This window comes from Rhizobium sp. BK212 (assembly GCF_014197475.1).
Classification (GTDB): domain Bacteria; phylum Pseudomonadota; class Alphaproteobacteria; order Rhizobiales; family Rhizobiaceae; genus Rhizobium; species Rhizobium anhuiense.
In genome coordinates this window covers 362,863-378,926 of the sequence record NZ_JACIFS010000006.1, presented here as the reverse complement: position 1 = coordinate 378,926, position 16,064 = coordinate 362,863, and the positions used below count along the sequence as shown (strand labels likewise).

Sequence of the window (16,064 nt, the reverse complement as noted above, 5' to 3'; positions counted from 1 at the left end):
CACCCGGACTTCCCTGGGAAATCCGCGCCGATCGCATGGAATGTCGCGAGTTGGCGCGGTGTTTAGCGGAATCACTGCTGAAAAGCAACCGTTCCGCCAAGTTTATTTTCAAAGCCTTAAAGCTTGGAAAGAATGCTTTCGACCTCGGCAGTCACCTGATCGATGTCTGCCATGCCGTCCACGGACTTGAGTTTGCCCTTGGCATGGTAATAACCGATCAGCGGCGAGGTTTCCTTGTAGTAGACCTGCAGCCGAGCCGTCATGGTCTCCGGATTGTCATCGGGACGGCGCTTGAAGTGCGTCGAACCGCACTTGTCGCACACGCCTTCGGCAGCCGGAACCTTATCGCTATCGTGATAGACGCTGCCGCACTGTGCGCAGGAATAACGACCGGCGACACGGCGGATCAGTTCGGCATCATCAACACGGAATTCGATGACGACGGACAGGCCGAGACCCTTTGCCCTCAGCATCGCCTCGGTGGCATCCGCCTGGACGAGCGTCCGCGGGAAACCGTCAAGAATGAAGCCGTTGGCGCAATCGGGTTGATCGATTCGCTCGGAAACGATGGCGATGACGATCTCATCCGAGACGAGTTTGCCGGCGTCCATGACCGCCTTGGCGCGCTTGCCGACATCCGTACCGGCGTTGACCGCTGCACGCAGCATGTCCCCCGTGGAAAGCTGCGGAATGCCGTGCTTTTCCACGATCCGCTGGGCCTGGGTTCCCTTACCCGCGCCCGGCGGCCCCAAAAGGATAAGTCTCATCGCCCCCTCTTTCCTCCACGCAACTTCGATTTCTTGATCAGGCCTTCGTATTGCTGCGCGATCAGGTGACCCTGGATCTGTGCAACCGTATCAAGAGTTACGCTAACCACGATCAAAAGCGAAGTCCCACCAAGGGATAATGGGATGCCGGTTTGCGACACCAAGATCTCCGGAAGGATGCAGACGAAGACGAGATAGATTGCGCCGATCACCGTGATGCGGGTCAGCACGTAGTCGATATATTCGGCAGTGCGCTCGCCCGGACGGATGCCGGGAATGAAGCCGCCATGCTTCTTCAGATTGTCGGCCGTGTCCTTCGGATTGAAGACGATGGCCGTGTAGAAGAAGGCGAAGAAGGCGATCAGCGCCGCGTAGAGCACCATGTAGAGCGGCTGGCCGTGGCCCAGCGCCGCGACGATCGACGTCGCCCAGGAGGGCATAGCCGTGGTGTTGGCAAAGCCCGCAAGCGTTGCCGGCAGCAGCAGCAGCGAGGAGGCAAAGATCGCCGGGATGACGCCCGAGGTGTTGAGCTTCAGCGGCAGGTGCGAAGTATCGCCCTGGAACATGCGGTTGCCGACCTGGCGCTTCGGATACTGAATCAGCAGCCGGCGCTGCGCACGCTCGACGAAAACGATCACGCCGATGACGCCGATCGCCACAATGATGACGAGCAGGATGAGGAAGGTCGACAGCGCGCCGGTGCGGCCGAGCTCGAGCGTGCCGGCAAGGGCTGTCGGGAGACCGGCGGCGATGCCGGCGAAGATGATCAGCGAGATGCCGTTGCCGATGCCGCGCGAGGTGATCTGCTCGCCGAGCCACATCAGGAACATCGTGCCGCCGAGCAGCGTCAGAACGGTCGAAACACGGAAGAACCAGCCCGGATCGACGACGAGGCCCTGGCCGCTCTCAAGGCCGGCGGCAATGCCGTAGGCCTGCAGCGCGCCGAGGATGACGGTGCCGTAGCGGGTATACTGGTTGATGATCTTACGGCCCTGCTCGCCCTCCTTCTTGAGGTTTTCGAGCGCCGGCACGACCGAGGTCATGAGCTGCACGATGATCGAAGCAGAGATATAGGGCATGATGCCGAGCGCGAAGATCGCCATGCGCTGAACGGCGCCGCCCGAGAACATGTTGAAAAGGCCGAGAATGCCGCCTGCCTGGCCGCGGAAAGCCTGGGCATAGGCTTCGGGATTGAGGCCCGGTAGCGGAATATGGGTGCCGAGCCTGTAGACGAGGAGAGCTGCCAGTGTGAACCACAAGCGCTTCTTCAAATCCTCGGCTTTGGCAAAGGTCGAAAAATTGAGGTTGGATGCCAATTGTTCCGCTGCAGAAGCCATGCGTTTCTCCGCGCTACCAATTCCGGCGTCTCTGGGGGATAGGCCGGCCCCGGAATCAGTATGAAAATTATTCAAAACCGGGTTCAGAACGGATTGCAATGCAACCCCATGCCTCACCCTCGTTTTAGTCTTACCGGCATGACGCGGGCGCGCCAGCCAAGTTTTTGTGAGGCCCACATATGGGAGCAAAATCGCCCGGTGTGAAGCACCCCGGGCGATATATCATCAGATTATTATTCGGCTGCAGCCGGAGCCGAAAGCAGCGTCACGGTGCCGCCGGCCTTTTCGATCTTCTCGACGGCAGGCTTGGAGGCGCCTGCAACGACGATCGTCACCTTGGCCTTGAGCTCGCCATCGGCGAGAACGCGAACGCCGTCCTTGGGGCGACGGATGACGCCAGCGGCCTTGAGGGCAGCTGCATCAACGGTCGCCTTGGCGTCGAGCTTGCCGGCGTCGATTGCCGCCTGGATACGGCCGAGCGACACGACAACAAAATCGGAAGCGAAAATGTTGTTGAAGCCGCGCTTCGGCAGGCGACGATAGATCGGCATCTGGCCGCCTTCGAAGCCGTTGATGGCGACGCCCGAGCGGGACTTCTGACCCTTCACGCCGCGACCACCGGTCTTGCCCGAGCCCGAGCCGATACCGCGGCCGAGACGCTTGCGGCTGTGGGTCGAGCCTTCGTTGTCCTTGATTTCATTCAGTTTCATGAGCGTTTCCTCCGTCTCACTTCTCGTCGACGACGCGAACGAGATGCTGGACAGCACGGATCATGCCACGAACCGAAGGAGTATCCTCCAGCGTGCGGCGACGGTGCATCTTGTTCAGTCCGAGACCGATCAGCGTGCGCTGCTGAACATCCGGACGGCGAATCGGGCTGCCGATCTGTTCGATCGTGACAGTCTTCGCTTCAGCTTTCTTGGTAGCCTTGGCCATCTGTCAAACTCCTCTTATTCTTCAGAGGCGTTGCCGGAGGCGCTACGACGAGCCTGCAGCGTAGCATACTTGATGCCGCGCTGAGCTGCGATGTCCTTCGGGTGAACCTGGTGCTTCAGAGCGTCGAAGGTGGCGCGAACCATGTTGTAGGGGTTCGACGAACCGGTCGACTTGGCGACGACGTCGTGCATGCCGAGCGTTTCGAATACGGCGCGCATCGGGCCGCCGGCGATGATGCCGGTACCGACCTTGGCCGAGCGCAGCAGAACCTTGCCGGCGCCATGGCGGCCATGGACGTCGTGATGCAGCGTACGGCCGTCACGCAGCGGTACGAAAATCAGCTCGCGCTTGGCGGCTTCGGTCGCCTTGCGGATGGCTTCCGGCACTTCACGTGCCTTGCCATGGCCGAAGCCGACGCGGCCCTTCTGGTCGCCGACGACGACGAGTGCTGCGAAACCAAAACGACGGCCGCCCTTGACGACCTTGGCGACGCGGTTAATCGCGACCAGCTTGTCGACGAATTCGCTATCGCGCTCTTCACGGCTCTGGCGGTCTTCCCGCTGCGGCCTTCTTTCCTGTGCCATTGTCCTCTTCCTTTTTCTTTTCCGGGTGCAATCGGCAAACACATGTGGACCGCATCAGCACTCCCCTTTCGGGAAGTGCCTGCGGTCCGGCGAAAATCCGGCCGGCGCTGTAAGCGTCCGGCCGGAAACTGATCAGAAGGTGAGACCGCCTTCGCGGGCCGCTTCGGCGAGAGCCTTGATGCGGCCGTGATAGATGAAGGCGCCACGGTCAAACACGACTTCCGTAACACCGGCCTTGGAGGCGCGCTCGGCAACGAGCTTGCCTACGACGGCAGCGGCGGCGGTATCGGCACCGGTCTTCAGAGAACCGCGCAGATCCTTTTCGAGGGTGGAGGCAGACGCGAGCGTCTTGCCGGCCACATCATCGATGACCTGGGCGTAGATGTTCTTCGAGGAGCGATGAACCGACAGGCGCGGACGGCCATTGGCCACCGACTTGAGTTGACGGCGCACGCGGTTGGCACGACGTGCAAGTGCTTCTTTCCTGCTAGCCATTTCGCGTGATCCTTACTTCTTCTTGCCTTCTTTGCGGACGATCCGCTCGTCGGCGTACTTGACGCCCTTGCCCTTGTAAGGCTCGGGACCGCGATATTCGCGGATTTCGGCGGCAACCTGGCCGACCTGCTGCTTGTTGATGCCGCTGACGATGATTTCAGTCGGCTTCGGAACAGCGATCGAGATACCGACCGGCGGCTCATAGATCACGTCGTGGCTGAAACCGAGAGCCAGCTGCAGGTTCTTGCCCTGCATGGAGGCGCGGTAACCAACGCCGTTGATTTCAAGCTTGCGCTCGAAACCGTCCTTGACGCCCTTGAAGATGCCTTCGATCATCGTGCGGGACATGCCCCACTTCGAACGTGCATCCTTGGTCTGGCTGAGCGGCGTTACGACGACCGCGTTATTTTCGAGCTTGAGGCTGATTTCGTCGTTAGCAACGAAAAACAGCTCGCCCTTCGGACCCTTTGCAGTCACCTTCTGACCATCGACCGTAGCCGTGATCCCAGCAGGTACCTGAACGGGCTTTTTACCGATACGAGACATGTTTCTATCCTGTCTGTTCGCTATGGAGACCCCTGCCCGATCTTAGAAGACCGAGCAAAGAACCTCGCCGCCAACGTTCTGTTCGCGAGCCTGGTGATCGGCCATCACACCCTTCGGAGTCGAAAGGATGGTGATGCCGAGACCGTTCGCGACCTGCGGAATGGACTTGACCGAGACATAAACCCGGCGGCCCGGCTTGGACACACGGCCGATCTCACGGATCACCGATGCGCCTTCATAATATTTCAGCTCGATGCTGAGTTCCGACTTGCCATTGCCGAAATCGACAACGGAATAGCCACGGATGTAGCCTTCGGACTGCAGGACATCGAGAACACGCGCACGGAGCTTGGACGCAGGCGTCGAGACCGACGACTTGCGGCGGGAAGCGCCGTTGCGGATGCGGGTGAGCATATCGCCCAACGGATCAGTCATTGTCATGTAACCTGCTCCTTACCAGCTCGACTTGACGATGCCCGGCACCTTGCCGAGATTGCCGAGTTCACGCAGCGCGATACGCGACATGCGCAGTTTACGGTAATATGCGCGCGGACGCCCCGAGACTTCGCAACGGTTGCGAATACGGGTCTTCGATCCATCGCGCGGCAGGGATGCCAGCTTGATCGAGGCCTTGAACCGCTCTTCGATCGGAAGAGCCTGGTTCATGATGATCGCCTTCAACGCAGCCCGCTTAGCGGCCTGGTTGGCGACCGTAGTACGGCGGCGCTTGTTCTTTTCAACTGCGCTTGTCTTCGCCATGTCAGGTTCCTTTTCTACGCTCGTCGTTACGGTTATTGACGGAACGGGAAGCTGAACTCTTTCAGAAGAGCCCGTGCTTCGTCGTCGGTCGTCGCCGTCGTGCAAACGATGATGTCCATGCCCCACATCTGATCAACCTTGTCGTAGTTGATCTCAGGGAACACAATGTGCTCCTTGATGCCCATGGCGAAGTTGCCACGGCCGTCAAAGCTCTTCGGGTTCAGGCCGCGGAAGTCGCGAACGCGCGGGAGCGCGATGTTCACGAGACGGTCCAGGAACTCGTACATGCGGGCGCCGCGAAGGGTAACCTTGGCGCCGATCGGCATCTGTTCGCGGACCTTGAAGCCTGCGATAGAGTTGCGTGCGCGGGTGATGACCGGCTTCTGGCCGGCGATCGCTGCGAGGTCGGCGGCAGCAACCGTCGGCTTCTTCGAGTCAGCGGTCGCTTCGCCAACACCCATGTTGATCACGATCTTGTCGAGCTTCGGAATCATCATCTCGTTGGCGTAGGAGAACTGCTCCTGCATCGCCTTGCGGATGCGCTCGACATATTCCTTCTTGAGCCGTGGCTCGTATTTTGCCTCAGCCATCGATCACTTCTCCAGAACGCTTGGCCACACGGACCTTCTTGCCGTCAACAACCTTGAAACCGACGCGGGTCGGCTTACCGTCCTTGTCGACGATTGCAACGTTGGACAGGTGAACCGAGGCTTCCTTGTTGATGATGCCGGCTTCCTGGGTCTGCGTCTGGCGCTGGTGGCGCTTGACAACGTTGACGCCACGAACGACGGCACGATCTTCCTTTGGCATGACCTGGACAACTTCGCCGGTGCGGCCCTTGTCCTTGCCAGCGAGCATGACGACCTTGTCGCCCTTACGAATCTTCTGCATCGCTTCGCTCCTTACAGTACTTCGGGAGCCAGCGAGATGATCTTCATGTGGTTCTTGGCGCGAAGTTCGCGCGGAACCGGTCCGAAGATACGGGTGCCGATCGGCTCTTTCTTGTTGTCGATGAGGACTGCTGCGTTGGTGTCGAAGCGGATGACGGAGCCATCCGGACGACGGATATCCTTGGCGGTACGAACGACAACCGCCTTCATCACGTCACCCTTCTTCACACGGCCGCGCGGGATCGCTTCCTTGATCGAAACGACGATGACGTCGCCGATCGAGGCATACTTGCGCTTCGAGCCGCCCAGCACCTTGATGCACATGACACGACGTGCGCCGGAATTATCCGCGACGTCGAGGTTTGTTTGCATCTGAATCATATCAGGTCGCCTTCTTGGTTTACCGGAATGGTTGGGCTAGCCCCCTACTCCGGCTTATGAAAATTTTCGCCGGCCGAGCTGCCATGACGGCAACACAGACGCGGCAATAGCTGAATAGCGCGGGATCGATCGTGCCAGGGTGGTTTCCCGAACGGGACCTTCCGTGCGCTCAAAGCAAAAGAACGCCCGGCATTCGAGCGTTCTGACGCTGCTTCATACAGATATTTCGGCGAGACGCAAGGCCTCGCACAAAATTCTGTTACTTGCCCTGGGCGGAAATCACCGTCCAACGCTTGTCCTTGGAAATCGGCGCGCATTCCTCGATGGATACGGTATCGCCGATCTTGTACTGGTTGTTCTCGTCGTGGGCCTTGTACTTCTTGGAACGACGAACGGTCTTCTGGAGCAGCGGGTGAGCGAAACGACGCTCGACACGAACCACTACCGTCTTCTCGTTCTTGTCGCCAACGACGACGCCCTGCAGGATGCGCTTCGGCATATTTTTCTTCCTTTAGGCCTTAACTTCTGCCGCCTTCTGGCGGGCAATGGTTTTCACGCGGGCGATGTCCTTGCGGACTTCGTTGATGCGCGAGGACTTTTCGAGCTGGCCGGTCGCCTTCTGGAAGCGCAGGTTGAACTGCTCCTTCTTCAGCTTGGCAAGCTCGTCCTTGAGTTGGTCGGCGGTGAACCCGCGAACATCTGAGGCTTTCATGAGCTCAATCCCTTACTCTGCAATGCGCTGAACGAAGCGCGTCTTGACCGAGAGCTTGGCAGAGCCGAGACGAAGCGCCTCGCGGGCGATTTCTTCGCTGACACCGTCGATCTCGAACATCATACGGCCGGGCTTGACCTTGCATGCCCAGTATTCAACGGAGCCCTTACCCTTACCCATACGGACTTCGGTCGGCTTTGCGGTTACCGGAACGTCCGGGAACACGCGGATCCATACACGGCCGGCGCGCTTCATATAACGCGTGATCGCGCGGCGGGCCGCTTCGATCTCGCGCGCGTTGACGCGGTTGGGTTCCTGAGCCTTCAGGCCGAATTCGCCGAATGCCAGGTCAGAACCGCCCTTGGCGACGCCCTTGATGCGGCCCTTGAACTGCTTGCGGTACTTGGTACGCTTTGGCTGCAACATTTTCTTATTCTCCGAACTTCTCTGCCACGCGCGCTATCAAGCGTTGTCGCGGCGACGGTCTCTGTCGCGGTCACGGTCACGGCTTGCCGGACCCTGGGCGTCACCTTCCATCGCACGGCGCTCGGAAGCCATCGGATCGTGCTCAAGGATTTCGCCCTTGAAGATCCAGACCTTGATGCCGCAGATGCCGAATGCGGTTTCTGCTTCAGCCGTGCCGTAGTCGATGTCGGCGCGCAGCGTGTGCAGCGGCACACGACCTTCGCGGTACCATTCCGTACGGGCGATTTCAGCACCGCCGAGACGGCCGGCGCAGGTGATCTTGATGCCTTCGGCGCCAAGACGCATCGCAGACTGAACGGCGCGCTTCATGGCGCGGCGGAAAGCCACGCGGCGCTCGAGCTGCTGGGCGATCGACTGAGCGACCAGCGTCGCATCGACTTCGGGCTTGCGCACTTCGACGATGTTGAGGTGCGTCTCCGAATTCGTCATGTCCGACAGCTTCTTGCGGAGCTTGTCGATGTCTGCGCCCTTGCGGCCGATGATCAGGCCCGGACGTGCCGAGTGGATCGTGACGCGGCACTTCTTGTGCGGACGCTCGATGACCACCTTGGAGATCCCGGCCTGCTTCAGTTCGCTCATGACGAACTTGCGCATCTTCAGGTCTTCGTGCAGCAGCTGGCCGTACTCGGCATTGTCCGCGAACCAGCGGCTATCCCAGGTACGGTTGATGCCAAGCCGGAAACCGATTGGATTGATTTTCTGACCCATTATGCGGCCTCCTCTACTGCCTGCACTTCACGAACGACGATCGTCAGGTGCGCGAAAGGCTTTTCGATGCGCGACGCGCGACCACGGCCACGAGCGTGGAAACGCTTCATGACGATCGACTTGCCGACATAGGCCTCGGCGACGACAAGCGAGTCGACGTCGAGATCGTGGTTGTTCTCGGCATTGGCGATCGCAGATTCGAGCGTCTTCTTGACGGCGCCTGCGATGCGCTTGCGGGAGAACTCCAGCTCAGCGAGTGCGCGCTCGACCTTCTTGCCGCGGATAGCCGCAGCAACCAGGTTGAGCTTCTGGGGGCTGACGCGGAGCGTGCGGGCGACTGCTTGCGCCTCGTTGTCCTTCAGCCGGCGTTCGGCTTTTGCCTTGCCCATTGTTACTTCCTCTTCGCCTTCTTGTCCGCGCCGTGACCGTAGTAGGTGCGGGTCGGAGAGAATTCACCGAATTTGTGGCCGACCATGTCTTCATTGACGCTGACCGGAATATGCTTGCTGCCGTTGTAGACGCCGAAGGTAAGACCGACGAACTGCGGCAGGATCGTGGAGCGACGGCTCCAGATCTTGATCACTTCTGCACGACCGCCTTCACGAACCTTCTCAGCCTTCTTGAGAAGATAGCCGTCAACGAACGGACCTTTCCATACTGAACGAGCCATTGGAGACTTCCTCTCTTACTTCTTACGCTGATGACGCGAGCGCATGATCATCTTGTCGGTCGACTTGTTCGACCGGGTGCGCTTGCCCTTGGTCGGCTTGCCCCACGGTGTCACCGGATGGCGACCACCGGAGGTGCGGCCTTCACCACCGCCGTGCGGATGGTCGACCGGGTTCATGACGACGCCGCGGTTATGCGGACGCTTGCCGCGCCAAACGGTACGACCGGCCTTGCCGTCGTTGATGTTGGCGTGGTCAGGGTTGGAGACGGCGCCGATCGAAGCAAGGCAGGAGCCATGGACGAGACGCTGTTCACCGGAGTTCAGGCGAAGGATCGCCATGCCCTGGTCGCGGCCGACGAGCTGCGCGTAGGAACCGGCAGAGCGAGCGATCTGACCACCCTTGCCCGGCTTCATTTCCACGTTGTGGATGATGGAGCCGACCGGGATGAACTGCAGCGGCATGGTGTTGCCGGGCTTGACGTCGACAGCCTTCTCGGACGCGATGACCTTGTCGCCGGCAGCGAGGCGCTGCGGAGCAATAATATAGGCCTTCTCGCCGTCAGCATAGGTCACCAGCGCGATGAACGCCGTGCGGTTCGGATCGTATTCGATCCGCTCGACAGTGCCTTCGACGTCGAACTTGCGACGCTTGAAGTCCACCAGACGATAGGTACGCTTGTGACCGCCGCCGATGAAACGGGCGGTGATGCGACCGAGGTTGTTACGGCCGCCGCTCTTGGTCAGACCTTCCGTCAGCGCCTTGACCGGCTTGCCCTTGTAGAGCGAGGAGCGATCGACGATGACCAGCTGACGCTGGCTCGGGGTGATCGGATTGAATGTTTTCAATGCCATTTTCTTATACCTCAGAGACCGGTGGAGACGTCGATCGTCTGGCCTTCAGCCAGGGTCACGACAGCCTTCTTCACGTCCTTCTGCTTGCCGACGAAACCGCGGAACCGCTTGGTCTTGCCCTTGCGCAGCAGAGTGTTGACGGCCGTAACCTTGACGCCGAACAGCGCCTCGACAGCAGCCTTGATTTCCGGCTTCGTCGCCTGCTTGGCGACATTGAAAACAACCTGGTTGTTTTCGGATACCAGCGTGGACTTTTCGGTGATCGCCGGGGAGACGATCACATCGTAGTGGCGAAGATCGGTCACTTGAATCGCTCCTCTAGCGCTTCAACCGCAGCCTTGGAAAGCACGAGCTTGCCGCGGCGCACGATGTCGTAAACGTTGATGCCCTGGATCGGCAGAACATCGATGTTCGGGATGTTCTGAGCTGCCAGCTTGAAGTTGCCATCAAGCTCTGCGCCACCGATGAAGAGGGCGTTGGTCAGGCCGAGCGTCTCGAAAACGGACGCGAGAGCCTTGGTCTTGGCTTCAGCGGCAACCAGGTTGTCGATGACGATGACGTCATCGGCCTTGATCTTGGCCGAAAGGGCGTGGCGAAGGCCGAGTGCACGAACCTTCTTGGGAAGATCATGCTCGTGGCTGCGCACGACCGGGCCGTGAGCCTTGCCGCCGCCGCGGAACTGCGGAGCGCGAGCCGAATGGTGGCGGGCGCGGCCCGTACCCTTCTGCTTGTACATCTTGGCGCCGGTGCGCGAAACTTCTGCGCGGCCCTTAGCCTTGTGCGTGCCCTGCTGCTTCTTGGCAAGCTGCCAGCGGATAACGCGGGCGAGAATGTCTTCGCGGGGCTCGAGGCCGAAAATCGCGTCCGAAAGGGAAACCTTCCCGGCGTCTTTTCCCTCGAGGGTCTTGACGTTCAATTCCATTGATCTGGCTCCCTTACTTCGCGGCCGACTTGACGGCGTCGCGCACGATGATCCAGGCACCCTTGGAACCAGGAACAGCACCCTTGATCAGGATCAGACCACGATCTTCGTCGGTCGAAACCACTTCCAGGTTCTGCGTCGTGACGCGCGTCTGGCCCATGTGACCAGCCATCTTCTTGTTCTTGAAAACCTTGCCCGGATCCTGGCGCGAGCCGGTCGAACCGTGCGAGCGGTGCGAAACCGACACACCGTGCGTGGCGCGCAGACCGCCGAAACCGTGGCGCTTCATGGCGCCGGCAAAACCCTTACCGATCGTCGTGCCCGTCACGTCGACGAGCTGACCGGCTGCAAAGTGACCCGCCTTGATCTCAGTGCCGACTTCGAGCAGCTGATCTTCCGACACGCGGAATTCTGCGACCTTGGCCTTCGGCTCGACGTTGGCAACGGCAAAGTTGCCGCGCATCGCCTTCGACGTGTTCTTCACCTTCGCCTGGCCGGCACCGAGCTGAACTGCGGTATAGCCATTCTTTTCGACAGTGCGCGTGGCAACGACCTGGACGGCCTCCATGCGCAGTACCGTTACCGGGACATGCTCGCCGGCGTCGTTATAGACGCGGGTCATTCCCACCTTCTGTGCAATCACACCTGAACGCATCGGTTCAATCCTTCTCACTCAGCCCGAAGACCCGAGGTCTCAGAGCTTGATCTCAACATCGACACCGGCGGCGAGATCGAGCTTCATCAGCGCGTCTACCGTCTGCGGGGTCGGGTCAACGATATCGAGAAGGCGCTTATGCGTGCGCATCTCGAACTGTTCACGGCTCTTCTTGTCGATGTGCGGGGACCGGTTGACCGTAAACTTCTCGATGCGGGTCGGAAGCGGAACGGGGCCCCGGACGCTGGCACCGGTGCGCTTCGCCGTCGATACGATCTCGCGCGTGGAGGCATCGAGAATCCGGTGATCGAACGCCTTCAGGCGGATGCGGATATTCTGGCCGTTCATTCGACTTTATCCTTGTGTCTGTTATCCGCGTGTCACCATTGAGGGACACGACTTACCTTCAGTTACGTTAGCGGGCCACCGGTTTCAAAGATCGAGAGGGACACCGAGATCGGCGTCCCTATCCTTTCCTTGGGCCTGGTGGCCCAGCCGCTAATTACTCGACGATCGAAGCGACGATACCGGCGCCGACGGTGCGGCCGCCTTCGCGGATGGCGAAGCGCAGCTTTTCTTCCATCGCGATCGGAACGATCAGCTCGACGGCAACCGTGACGTTGTCGCCCGGCATAACCATCTCCGTGCCTTCCGGCAGCGTCACAATGCCCGTCACGTCGGTCGTGCGGAAGTAGAACTGCGGACGGTAGTTGGTGAAGAACGGCGTATGACGGCCACCCTCTTCCTTCGTCAGGATGTAGGCTTCCGCCATGAACTTCTTGTGCGGCTTGACAGAACCCGGCTTGCAGAGAATCTGGCCACGCTCGACGCCGTCACGGTTCACACCGCGGATCAGCGCGCCGATGTTGTCGCCGGCCTGGCCCTGATCGAGCAGCTTGCGGAACATTTCAACGCCGGTCACCGTCGTCTTCGAGGTCGGGCGGATGCCGACGATCTCGACTTCTTCGCCAACCTTGACGATGCCACGCTCGACGCGGCCGGTCACAACCGTGCCGCGGCCCGAGATCGAGAACACGTCTTCGATCGGCATCAGGAACGGCTGGTCGATCGGACGCTCAGGCGTCGGGATGTAGGCGTCAACCGCAGCCATCAGCTCGCGGATCGCGTCTTCGCCGATCTTCTTGTCCGAATCTTCGAGAGCAGCAAGCGCCGAACCCTTGACGACCGGGATATCGTCGCCCGGGAAGTCGTAGGACGACAGCAGTTCGCGAACTTCGAGCTCGACCAGTTCGAGAAGCTCGGCGTCGTCAACCTGGTCGACCTTGTTCAGGAACACCACGATCGCCGGAACGCCAACCTGGCGGGCCAGCAGGATGTGTTCGCGCGTCTGCGGCATCGGGCCGTCAGCGGCCGAGCACACCAGGATCGCGCCGTCCATCTGGGCAGCACCGGTGATCATGTTCTTGACGTAGTCGGCGTGGCCGGGGCAGTCGACGTGCGCGTAGTGGCGGGCCGGCGTCTCATATTCGACGTGTGCCGTCGAAATGGTGATGCCACGGGCCTTTTCTTCCGGAGCCGCGTCGATCTGGTCGTACGCCTTGAACTCACCGAAGTACTTCGTGATCGCTGCCGTCAGAGACGTCTTGCCGTGGTCAACGTGGCCGATCGTGCCGATGTTGACGTGCGGCTTGTTGCGCTCAAACTTACTCTTTGCCATTTTCGGCTCTCCGTTTTGCTAGTCCCCGAGGGGATCTAATTCTTGTTATCGGTCAATTGGTATGCCGGTCACTTCTGACCGGAATACTTTGCCTGGATTTCTGTTGCGACGTTCGACGGGACCGGCGAATAGTGATCGAAGGTCATCGTGTACTGAGCGCGGCCCTGAGACATGGAGCGCAGGTTGTCGACGTACTTGAACATGTTCGCGAGCGGAACGTTCGCGTTGATGACGACGGCGATACCACGGCTCTCCTGGCCCTGGATCTGGCCGCGACGGGAGTTCAGGTCGCCGATGACGTCGCCGACGTAATCTTCCGGGGTCACGACTTCGACCTTCATCATCGGCTCGAGCAGCTGAGCGCCGGCCTTCTTGGCTGCTTCACGGAAGCAGGCACGCGATGCGATTTCGAAGGCGAGAACCGAGGAGTCGACGTCGTGGAAGGCGCCGTCGATGAGGGTCGCCTTGACGCCGAGCATCGGGAAGCCAGCCAGCGGACCCGAAGACAGGACGCTTTCGATGCCCTTCTGGACGCCGGGGATGTATTCCTTCGGAACGGAACCACCGACAATCTTCGATTCGAACTTGAAGTCGTCGCCGTCCGGGTTCGGTTCGAAGATGATCTTGACGCGCGCGAACTGGCCGGTACCACCGGACTGCTTCTTGTGCGTGTAGTCTTCTTCGTGCGTCCGGGTGATGGTTTCGCGGTAGGCAACCTGCGGCGCGCCGACGGTTGCTTCGACCTTGAATTCACGACGCATGCGGTCGACGATGATGTCGAGATGCAGTTCGCCCATGCCGGCAATGATGGTCTGGCCGGATTCCTGGTCGGTCTTGACGCGGAAGGAAGGATCTTCAGCAGCCAGGCGGTTGAGCGCGAGGCCCATCTTTTCCTGGTCGCCCTTGGTCTTCGGCTCGATGGCGATCTGGATGACCGGCTCGGGGAATTCCATGCGCTCGAGGATAACCGGCTTCAGCGGATCGCAAAGCGTGTCGCCCGTCGTGGTTTCCTTGAGGCCGGCGAGAGCGACGATGTCGCCTGCGAAGGCTTCTTCGATGTCTTCACGCGAGTTGGAGTGCATCTGCAGCATGCGGCCGACGCGCTCGCGCTTGTCCTTGACCGTGTTCATGACCGACGCGCCCTTTTCGAGCTTGCCGGAGTAGATGCGGGCGAAGGTCAGCGAACCGACGAAGGGGTCGTTCATGATCTTGAAGGCGAGCATGGAAAGCGGCTCGCTGTCGTCGGCGTGACGCTCGATTTCAGCTTCCGTCTTGAAGTCGATGCCCTTGATCGCCGGGATGTCCATCGGCGACGGCAGGTAGTCGACGACGGCGTCGAGCAGCGGCTGCACGCCCTTGTTCTTGAAGGCGGTGCCGCAGAACATCGGGTGGAACTTGACGTCGATCGTGCCGCGGCGAACCAGCGCGCGGATCTGATCGTTGTCGGGCAGAACGCCTTCGAGATAGGCTTCCATGGCGGCTTCGTCGATATCGACGACCGTCTCGATCAGCTTTTCGCGATATTCTTCGGCCTTGGCCTTCATATCCTCGGGGATCTCGACGACATCCCACTGGGCGCCGAGCGACTCGTCGCGCCAGATGAGAGCGTTCATCTCGATGAGGTCGATGACGCCCTTGAAGTCGCTTTCAGCGCCGATCGGCAGCTGCATGACGACAGCCGTTGCGCCGAGACGGGTCTTGATCATCTCGACGGAGCGGTAGAAGTCCGCGCCGGTCTTGTCCATCTTGTTGCAGAAGATCATCCGCGGGACGTTGTACTTCTCGGCCTGACGCCAGACGGTTTCCGTCTGCGGCTCAACACCTGCGTTGGCGTCGAGCAGCGCGATGGCGCCGTCGAGAACGCGCAGCGAACGCTCGACTTCGATGGTGAAGTCGACGTGGCCGGGGGTGTCGATGATGTTGAAGCGGCGCATCTTGCCGTCACGGCCCTTCCAGAAGGTCGTGGTGGCAGCAGAGGTGATCGTGATGCCACGCTCCTGCTCCTGCTCCATCCAGTCCATGGTGGCTGCGCCGTCGTGGACTTCGCCGATCTTGTGCGACTTGCCGGTGTAGTAAAGGATACGCTCGGTGGTCGTGGTCTTGCCGGCGTCGATATGCGCCATGATACCGAAATTGCGGTAATCTTCGATCTTATATTCGCGAGCCATTGTGGACTGCCTTTCGATACCGTTCGGAATTACCAGCGATAGTGCGAGAATGCGCGGTTGGCGTCAGCCATCTTGTGCGTGTCTTCGCGCTTCTTGACGGCGGAGCCACGGTTGTTGGACGCATCGAGCAGTTCGCCGGAAAGGCGGTCAACCATAGTCGTTTCATTGCGCTTGCGGGCAGCAGCAATCAGCCAGCGAATGGCGAGAGCCTGGCGGCGCTCCGGACGAACGTCGACCGGGACCTGATAGGTCGCACCACCGACACGGCGCGAGCGGACTTCAACGTGCGGGGCAATGTTGTCGAGCGCAGAATGGAAAACCGTGAGCGGCTCCTGCTTGGACTTGCCCTGGACGGCGTCGAACGCACCGTAGACGATGTTTTCAGCAACGGACTTCTTGCCGTCGAGCATGATGGCATTCATGAACTTGGTGACGACGAGATCGCCGAACTTCGGATCCGGATTGATCTCGCGCTTTTCTGCTTTATGGCGTCTGGACATAGTTTTCGTCTCTTCAAT

Annotated in this window: 26 protein-coding genes; all 26 read right to left on the bottom strand. The window is 60.2% G+C overall.

Annotated features, from left to right (window positions below; all coding sequences use genetic code 11):
• Window positions 1–116: 116 nt before the first annotated feature.
• A complete protein-coding gene (locus FHT79_RS21240) occupies window positions 117–767 on the bottom strand; it encodes an adenylate kinase (RefSeq protein WP_029868130.1) in 651 nt (216 codons plus the stop codon).
• The gene (gene secY, locus FHT79_RS21235; RefSeq protein WP_029868128.1) at window positions 764–2,104 is read right to left on the bottom strand and encodes a preprotein translocase subunit SecY; all 1,341 of its coding nucleotides are present in this window, start codon (window positions 2,102–2,104) and stop codon (window positions 764–766) included. The genes FHT79_RS21240 and secY overlap by 4 nt, the downstream gene beginning before the upstream one ends.
• A 233-nt stretch (window positions 2,105–2,337) precedes the next feature.
• Entirely contained in the window at window positions 2,338–2,814 is a 477-nt protein-coding gene (rplO, locus tag FHT79_RS21230) for a 50S ribosomal protein L15 (RefSeq protein ID WP_029868127.1), read from the bottom strand.
• A 16-nt stretch (window positions 2,815–2,830) separates the two neighbouring features.
• On the bottom strand, window positions 2,831–3,040 hold the full coding sequence (gene rpmD / locus FHT79_RS21225; RefSeq protein ID WP_003547566.1) for a 50S ribosomal protein L30: 210 nt from the start codon (window positions 3,038–3,040) through the stop codon (window positions 2,831–2,833).
• 14 nt (window positions 3,041–3,054) lie between these two features.
• Window positions 3,055–3,624, bottom strand: a complete 570-nt coding sequence (rpsE, locus tag FHT79_RS21220) for a 30S ribosomal protein S5 (protein WP_003573784.1) — start codon at window positions 3,622–3,624, stop codon at window positions 3,055–3,057.
• Window positions 3,625–3,756: 132 nt separating this feature from the next.
• Entirely contained in the window at window positions 3,757–4,119 is a 363-nt protein-coding gene (gene rplR / locus FHT79_RS21215; RefSeq protein ID WP_029868126.1) for a 50S ribosomal protein L18, read from the bottom strand.
• A gap of 12 nt (window positions 4,120–4,131) precedes the next feature.
• A complete protein-coding gene (rplF, locus tag FHT79_RS21210; RefSeq protein WP_029868125.1) occupies window positions 4,132–4,665 on the bottom strand; it encodes a 50S ribosomal protein L6 in 534 nt (177 codons plus the stop codon).
• Between the two features lie 42 nt (window positions 4,666–4,707).
• Window positions 4,708–5,106, bottom strand: coding sequence for a 30S ribosomal protein S8 (gene rpsH / locus FHT79_RS21205; protein WP_003547562.1), 399 nt, complete (start codon window positions 5,104–5,106; stop codon window positions 4,708–4,710).
• Window positions 5,107–5,118: 12 nt separating this feature from the next.
• Window positions 5,119–5,424, bottom strand: coding sequence for a 30S ribosomal protein S14 (gene rpsN, locus FHT79_RS21200; RefSeq protein ID WP_003573787.1), 306 nt, complete (start codon window positions 5,422–5,424; stop codon window positions 5,119–5,121).
• Window positions 5,425–5,456: 32 nt separating this feature from the next.
• Window positions 5,457–6,014 (bottom strand): 50S ribosomal protein L5, encoded by a 558-nt coding sequence (rplE, locus tag FHT79_RS21195; protein WP_003573788.1) that lies wholly within the window; start codon window positions 6,012–6,014, stop codon window positions 5,457–5,459.
• Entirely contained in the window at window positions 6,007–6,315 is a 309-nt protein-coding gene (rplX, locus tag FHT79_RS21190) for a 50S ribosomal protein L24 (RefSeq protein WP_003587195.1), read from the bottom strand. The genes rplE and rplX overlap by 8 nt, the downstream gene beginning before the upstream one ends.
• 11 nt (window positions 6,316–6,326) lie before the next feature.
• Window positions 6,327–6,695: a 50S ribosomal protein L14 gene (rplN, locus tag FHT79_RS21185; RefSeq protein WP_003573790.1), complete on the bottom strand. Its 369-nt coding sequence runs from the start codon at window positions 6,693–6,695 to the stop codon at window positions 6,327–6,329.
• 259 nt (window positions 6,696–6,954) lie between these two features.
• Complete coding sequence (rpsQ, locus tag FHT79_RS21180; RefSeq protein WP_003547557.1) at window positions 6,955–7,194, bottom strand: 30S ribosomal protein S17; 240 nt, start codon at window positions 7,192–7,194, stop codon at window positions 6,955–6,957.
• A gap of 12 nt (window positions 7,195–7,206) precedes the next feature.
• Window positions 7,207–7,407 carry a 50S ribosomal protein L29 gene (rpmC, locus tag FHT79_RS21175; protein WP_003547556.1) on the bottom strand — a complete coding sequence of 67 codons (201 nt, stop codon included), beginning with the start codon at window positions 7,405–7,407 and terminating at the stop codon, window positions 7,207–7,209.
• A 12-nt stretch (window positions 7,408–7,419) separates the two neighbouring features.
• Window positions 7,420–7,833 carry a 50S ribosomal protein L16 gene (gene rplP / locus FHT79_RS21170; RefSeq protein ID WP_003573792.1) on the bottom strand — a complete coding sequence of 138 codons (414 nt, stop codon included), beginning with the start codon at window positions 7,831–7,833 and terminating at the stop codon, window positions 7,420–7,422.
• A gap of 36 nt (window positions 7,834–7,869) precedes the next feature.
• On the bottom strand, window positions 7,870–8,601 hold the full coding sequence (gene rpsC / locus FHT79_RS21165; RefSeq protein ID WP_003587196.1) for a 30S ribosomal protein S3: 732 nt from the start codon (window positions 8,599–8,601) through the stop codon (window positions 7,870–7,872).
• Window positions 8,601–8,990: a 50S ribosomal protein L22 gene (gene rplV, locus FHT79_RS21160; RefSeq protein ID WP_007626081.1), complete on the bottom strand. Its 390-nt coding sequence runs from the start codon at window positions 8,988–8,990 to the stop codon at window positions 8,601–8,603. Before rplV ends, rpsC begins: the two co-directional genes overlap by 1 nt.
• Window positions 8,991–8,992: 2 nt before the next feature.
• Window positions 8,993–9,271, bottom strand: a complete 279-nt coding sequence (rpsS, locus tag FHT79_RS21155) for a 30S ribosomal protein S19 (RefSeq protein ID WP_003573797.1) — start codon at window positions 9,269–9,271, stop codon at window positions 8,993–8,995.
• Window positions 9,272–9,286: 15 nt separating this feature from the next.
• A complete protein-coding gene (gene rplB, locus FHT79_RS21150; RefSeq protein ID WP_047619856.1) occupies window positions 9,287–10,123 on the bottom strand; it encodes a 50S ribosomal protein L2 in 837 nt (278 codons plus the stop codon).
• Between the two features lie 11 nt (window positions 10,124–10,134).
• Window positions 10,135–10,428 carry a 50S ribosomal protein L23 gene (locus FHT79_RS21145; protein WP_003547550.1) on the bottom strand — a complete coding sequence of 98 codons (294 nt, stop codon included), beginning with the start codon at window positions 10,426–10,428 and terminating at the stop codon, window positions 10,135–10,137.
• Window positions 10,425–11,045 carry a 50S ribosomal protein L4 gene (gene rplD / locus FHT79_RS21140; RefSeq protein ID WP_047619855.1) on the bottom strand — a complete coding sequence of 207 codons (621 nt, stop codon included), beginning with the start codon at window positions 11,043–11,045 and terminating at the stop codon, window positions 10,425–10,427. Before rplD ends, FHT79_RS21145 begins: the two co-directional genes overlap by 4 nt.
• 13 nt (window positions 11,046–11,058) lie before the next feature.
• Window positions 11,059–11,700 (bottom strand): 50S ribosomal protein L3, encoded by a 642-nt coding sequence (rplC, locus tag FHT79_RS21135; protein WP_028757604.1) that lies wholly within the window; start codon window positions 11,698–11,700, stop codon window positions 11,059–11,061.
• Between the two features lie 39 nt (window positions 11,701–11,739).
• Complete coding sequence (rpsJ, locus tag FHT79_RS21130) at window positions 11,740–12,048, bottom strand: 30S ribosomal protein S10 (RefSeq protein WP_003547547.1); 309 nt, start codon at window positions 12,046–12,048, stop codon at window positions 11,740–11,742.
• 154 nt (window positions 12,049–12,202) lie between these two features.
• A complete protein-coding gene (gene tuf / locus FHT79_RS21125) occupies window positions 12,203–13,378 on the bottom strand; it encodes an elongation factor Tu (RefSeq protein ID WP_028757605.1) in 1,176 nt (391 codons plus the stop codon).
• A 68-nt stretch (window positions 13,379–13,446) separates the two neighbouring features.
• Entirely contained in the window at window positions 13,447–15,546 is a 2,100-nt protein-coding gene (gene fusA, locus FHT79_RS21120) for an elongation factor G (protein WP_047620018.1), read from the bottom strand.
• Between the two features lie 29 nt (window positions 15,547–15,575).
• A complete protein-coding gene (rpsG, locus tag FHT79_RS21115; RefSeq protein WP_028757597.1) occupies window positions 15,576–16,046 on the bottom strand; it encodes a 30S ribosomal protein S7 in 471 nt (156 codons plus the stop codon).
• Between the last annotated feature and the right edge of the window lie 18 nt (window positions 16,047–16,064).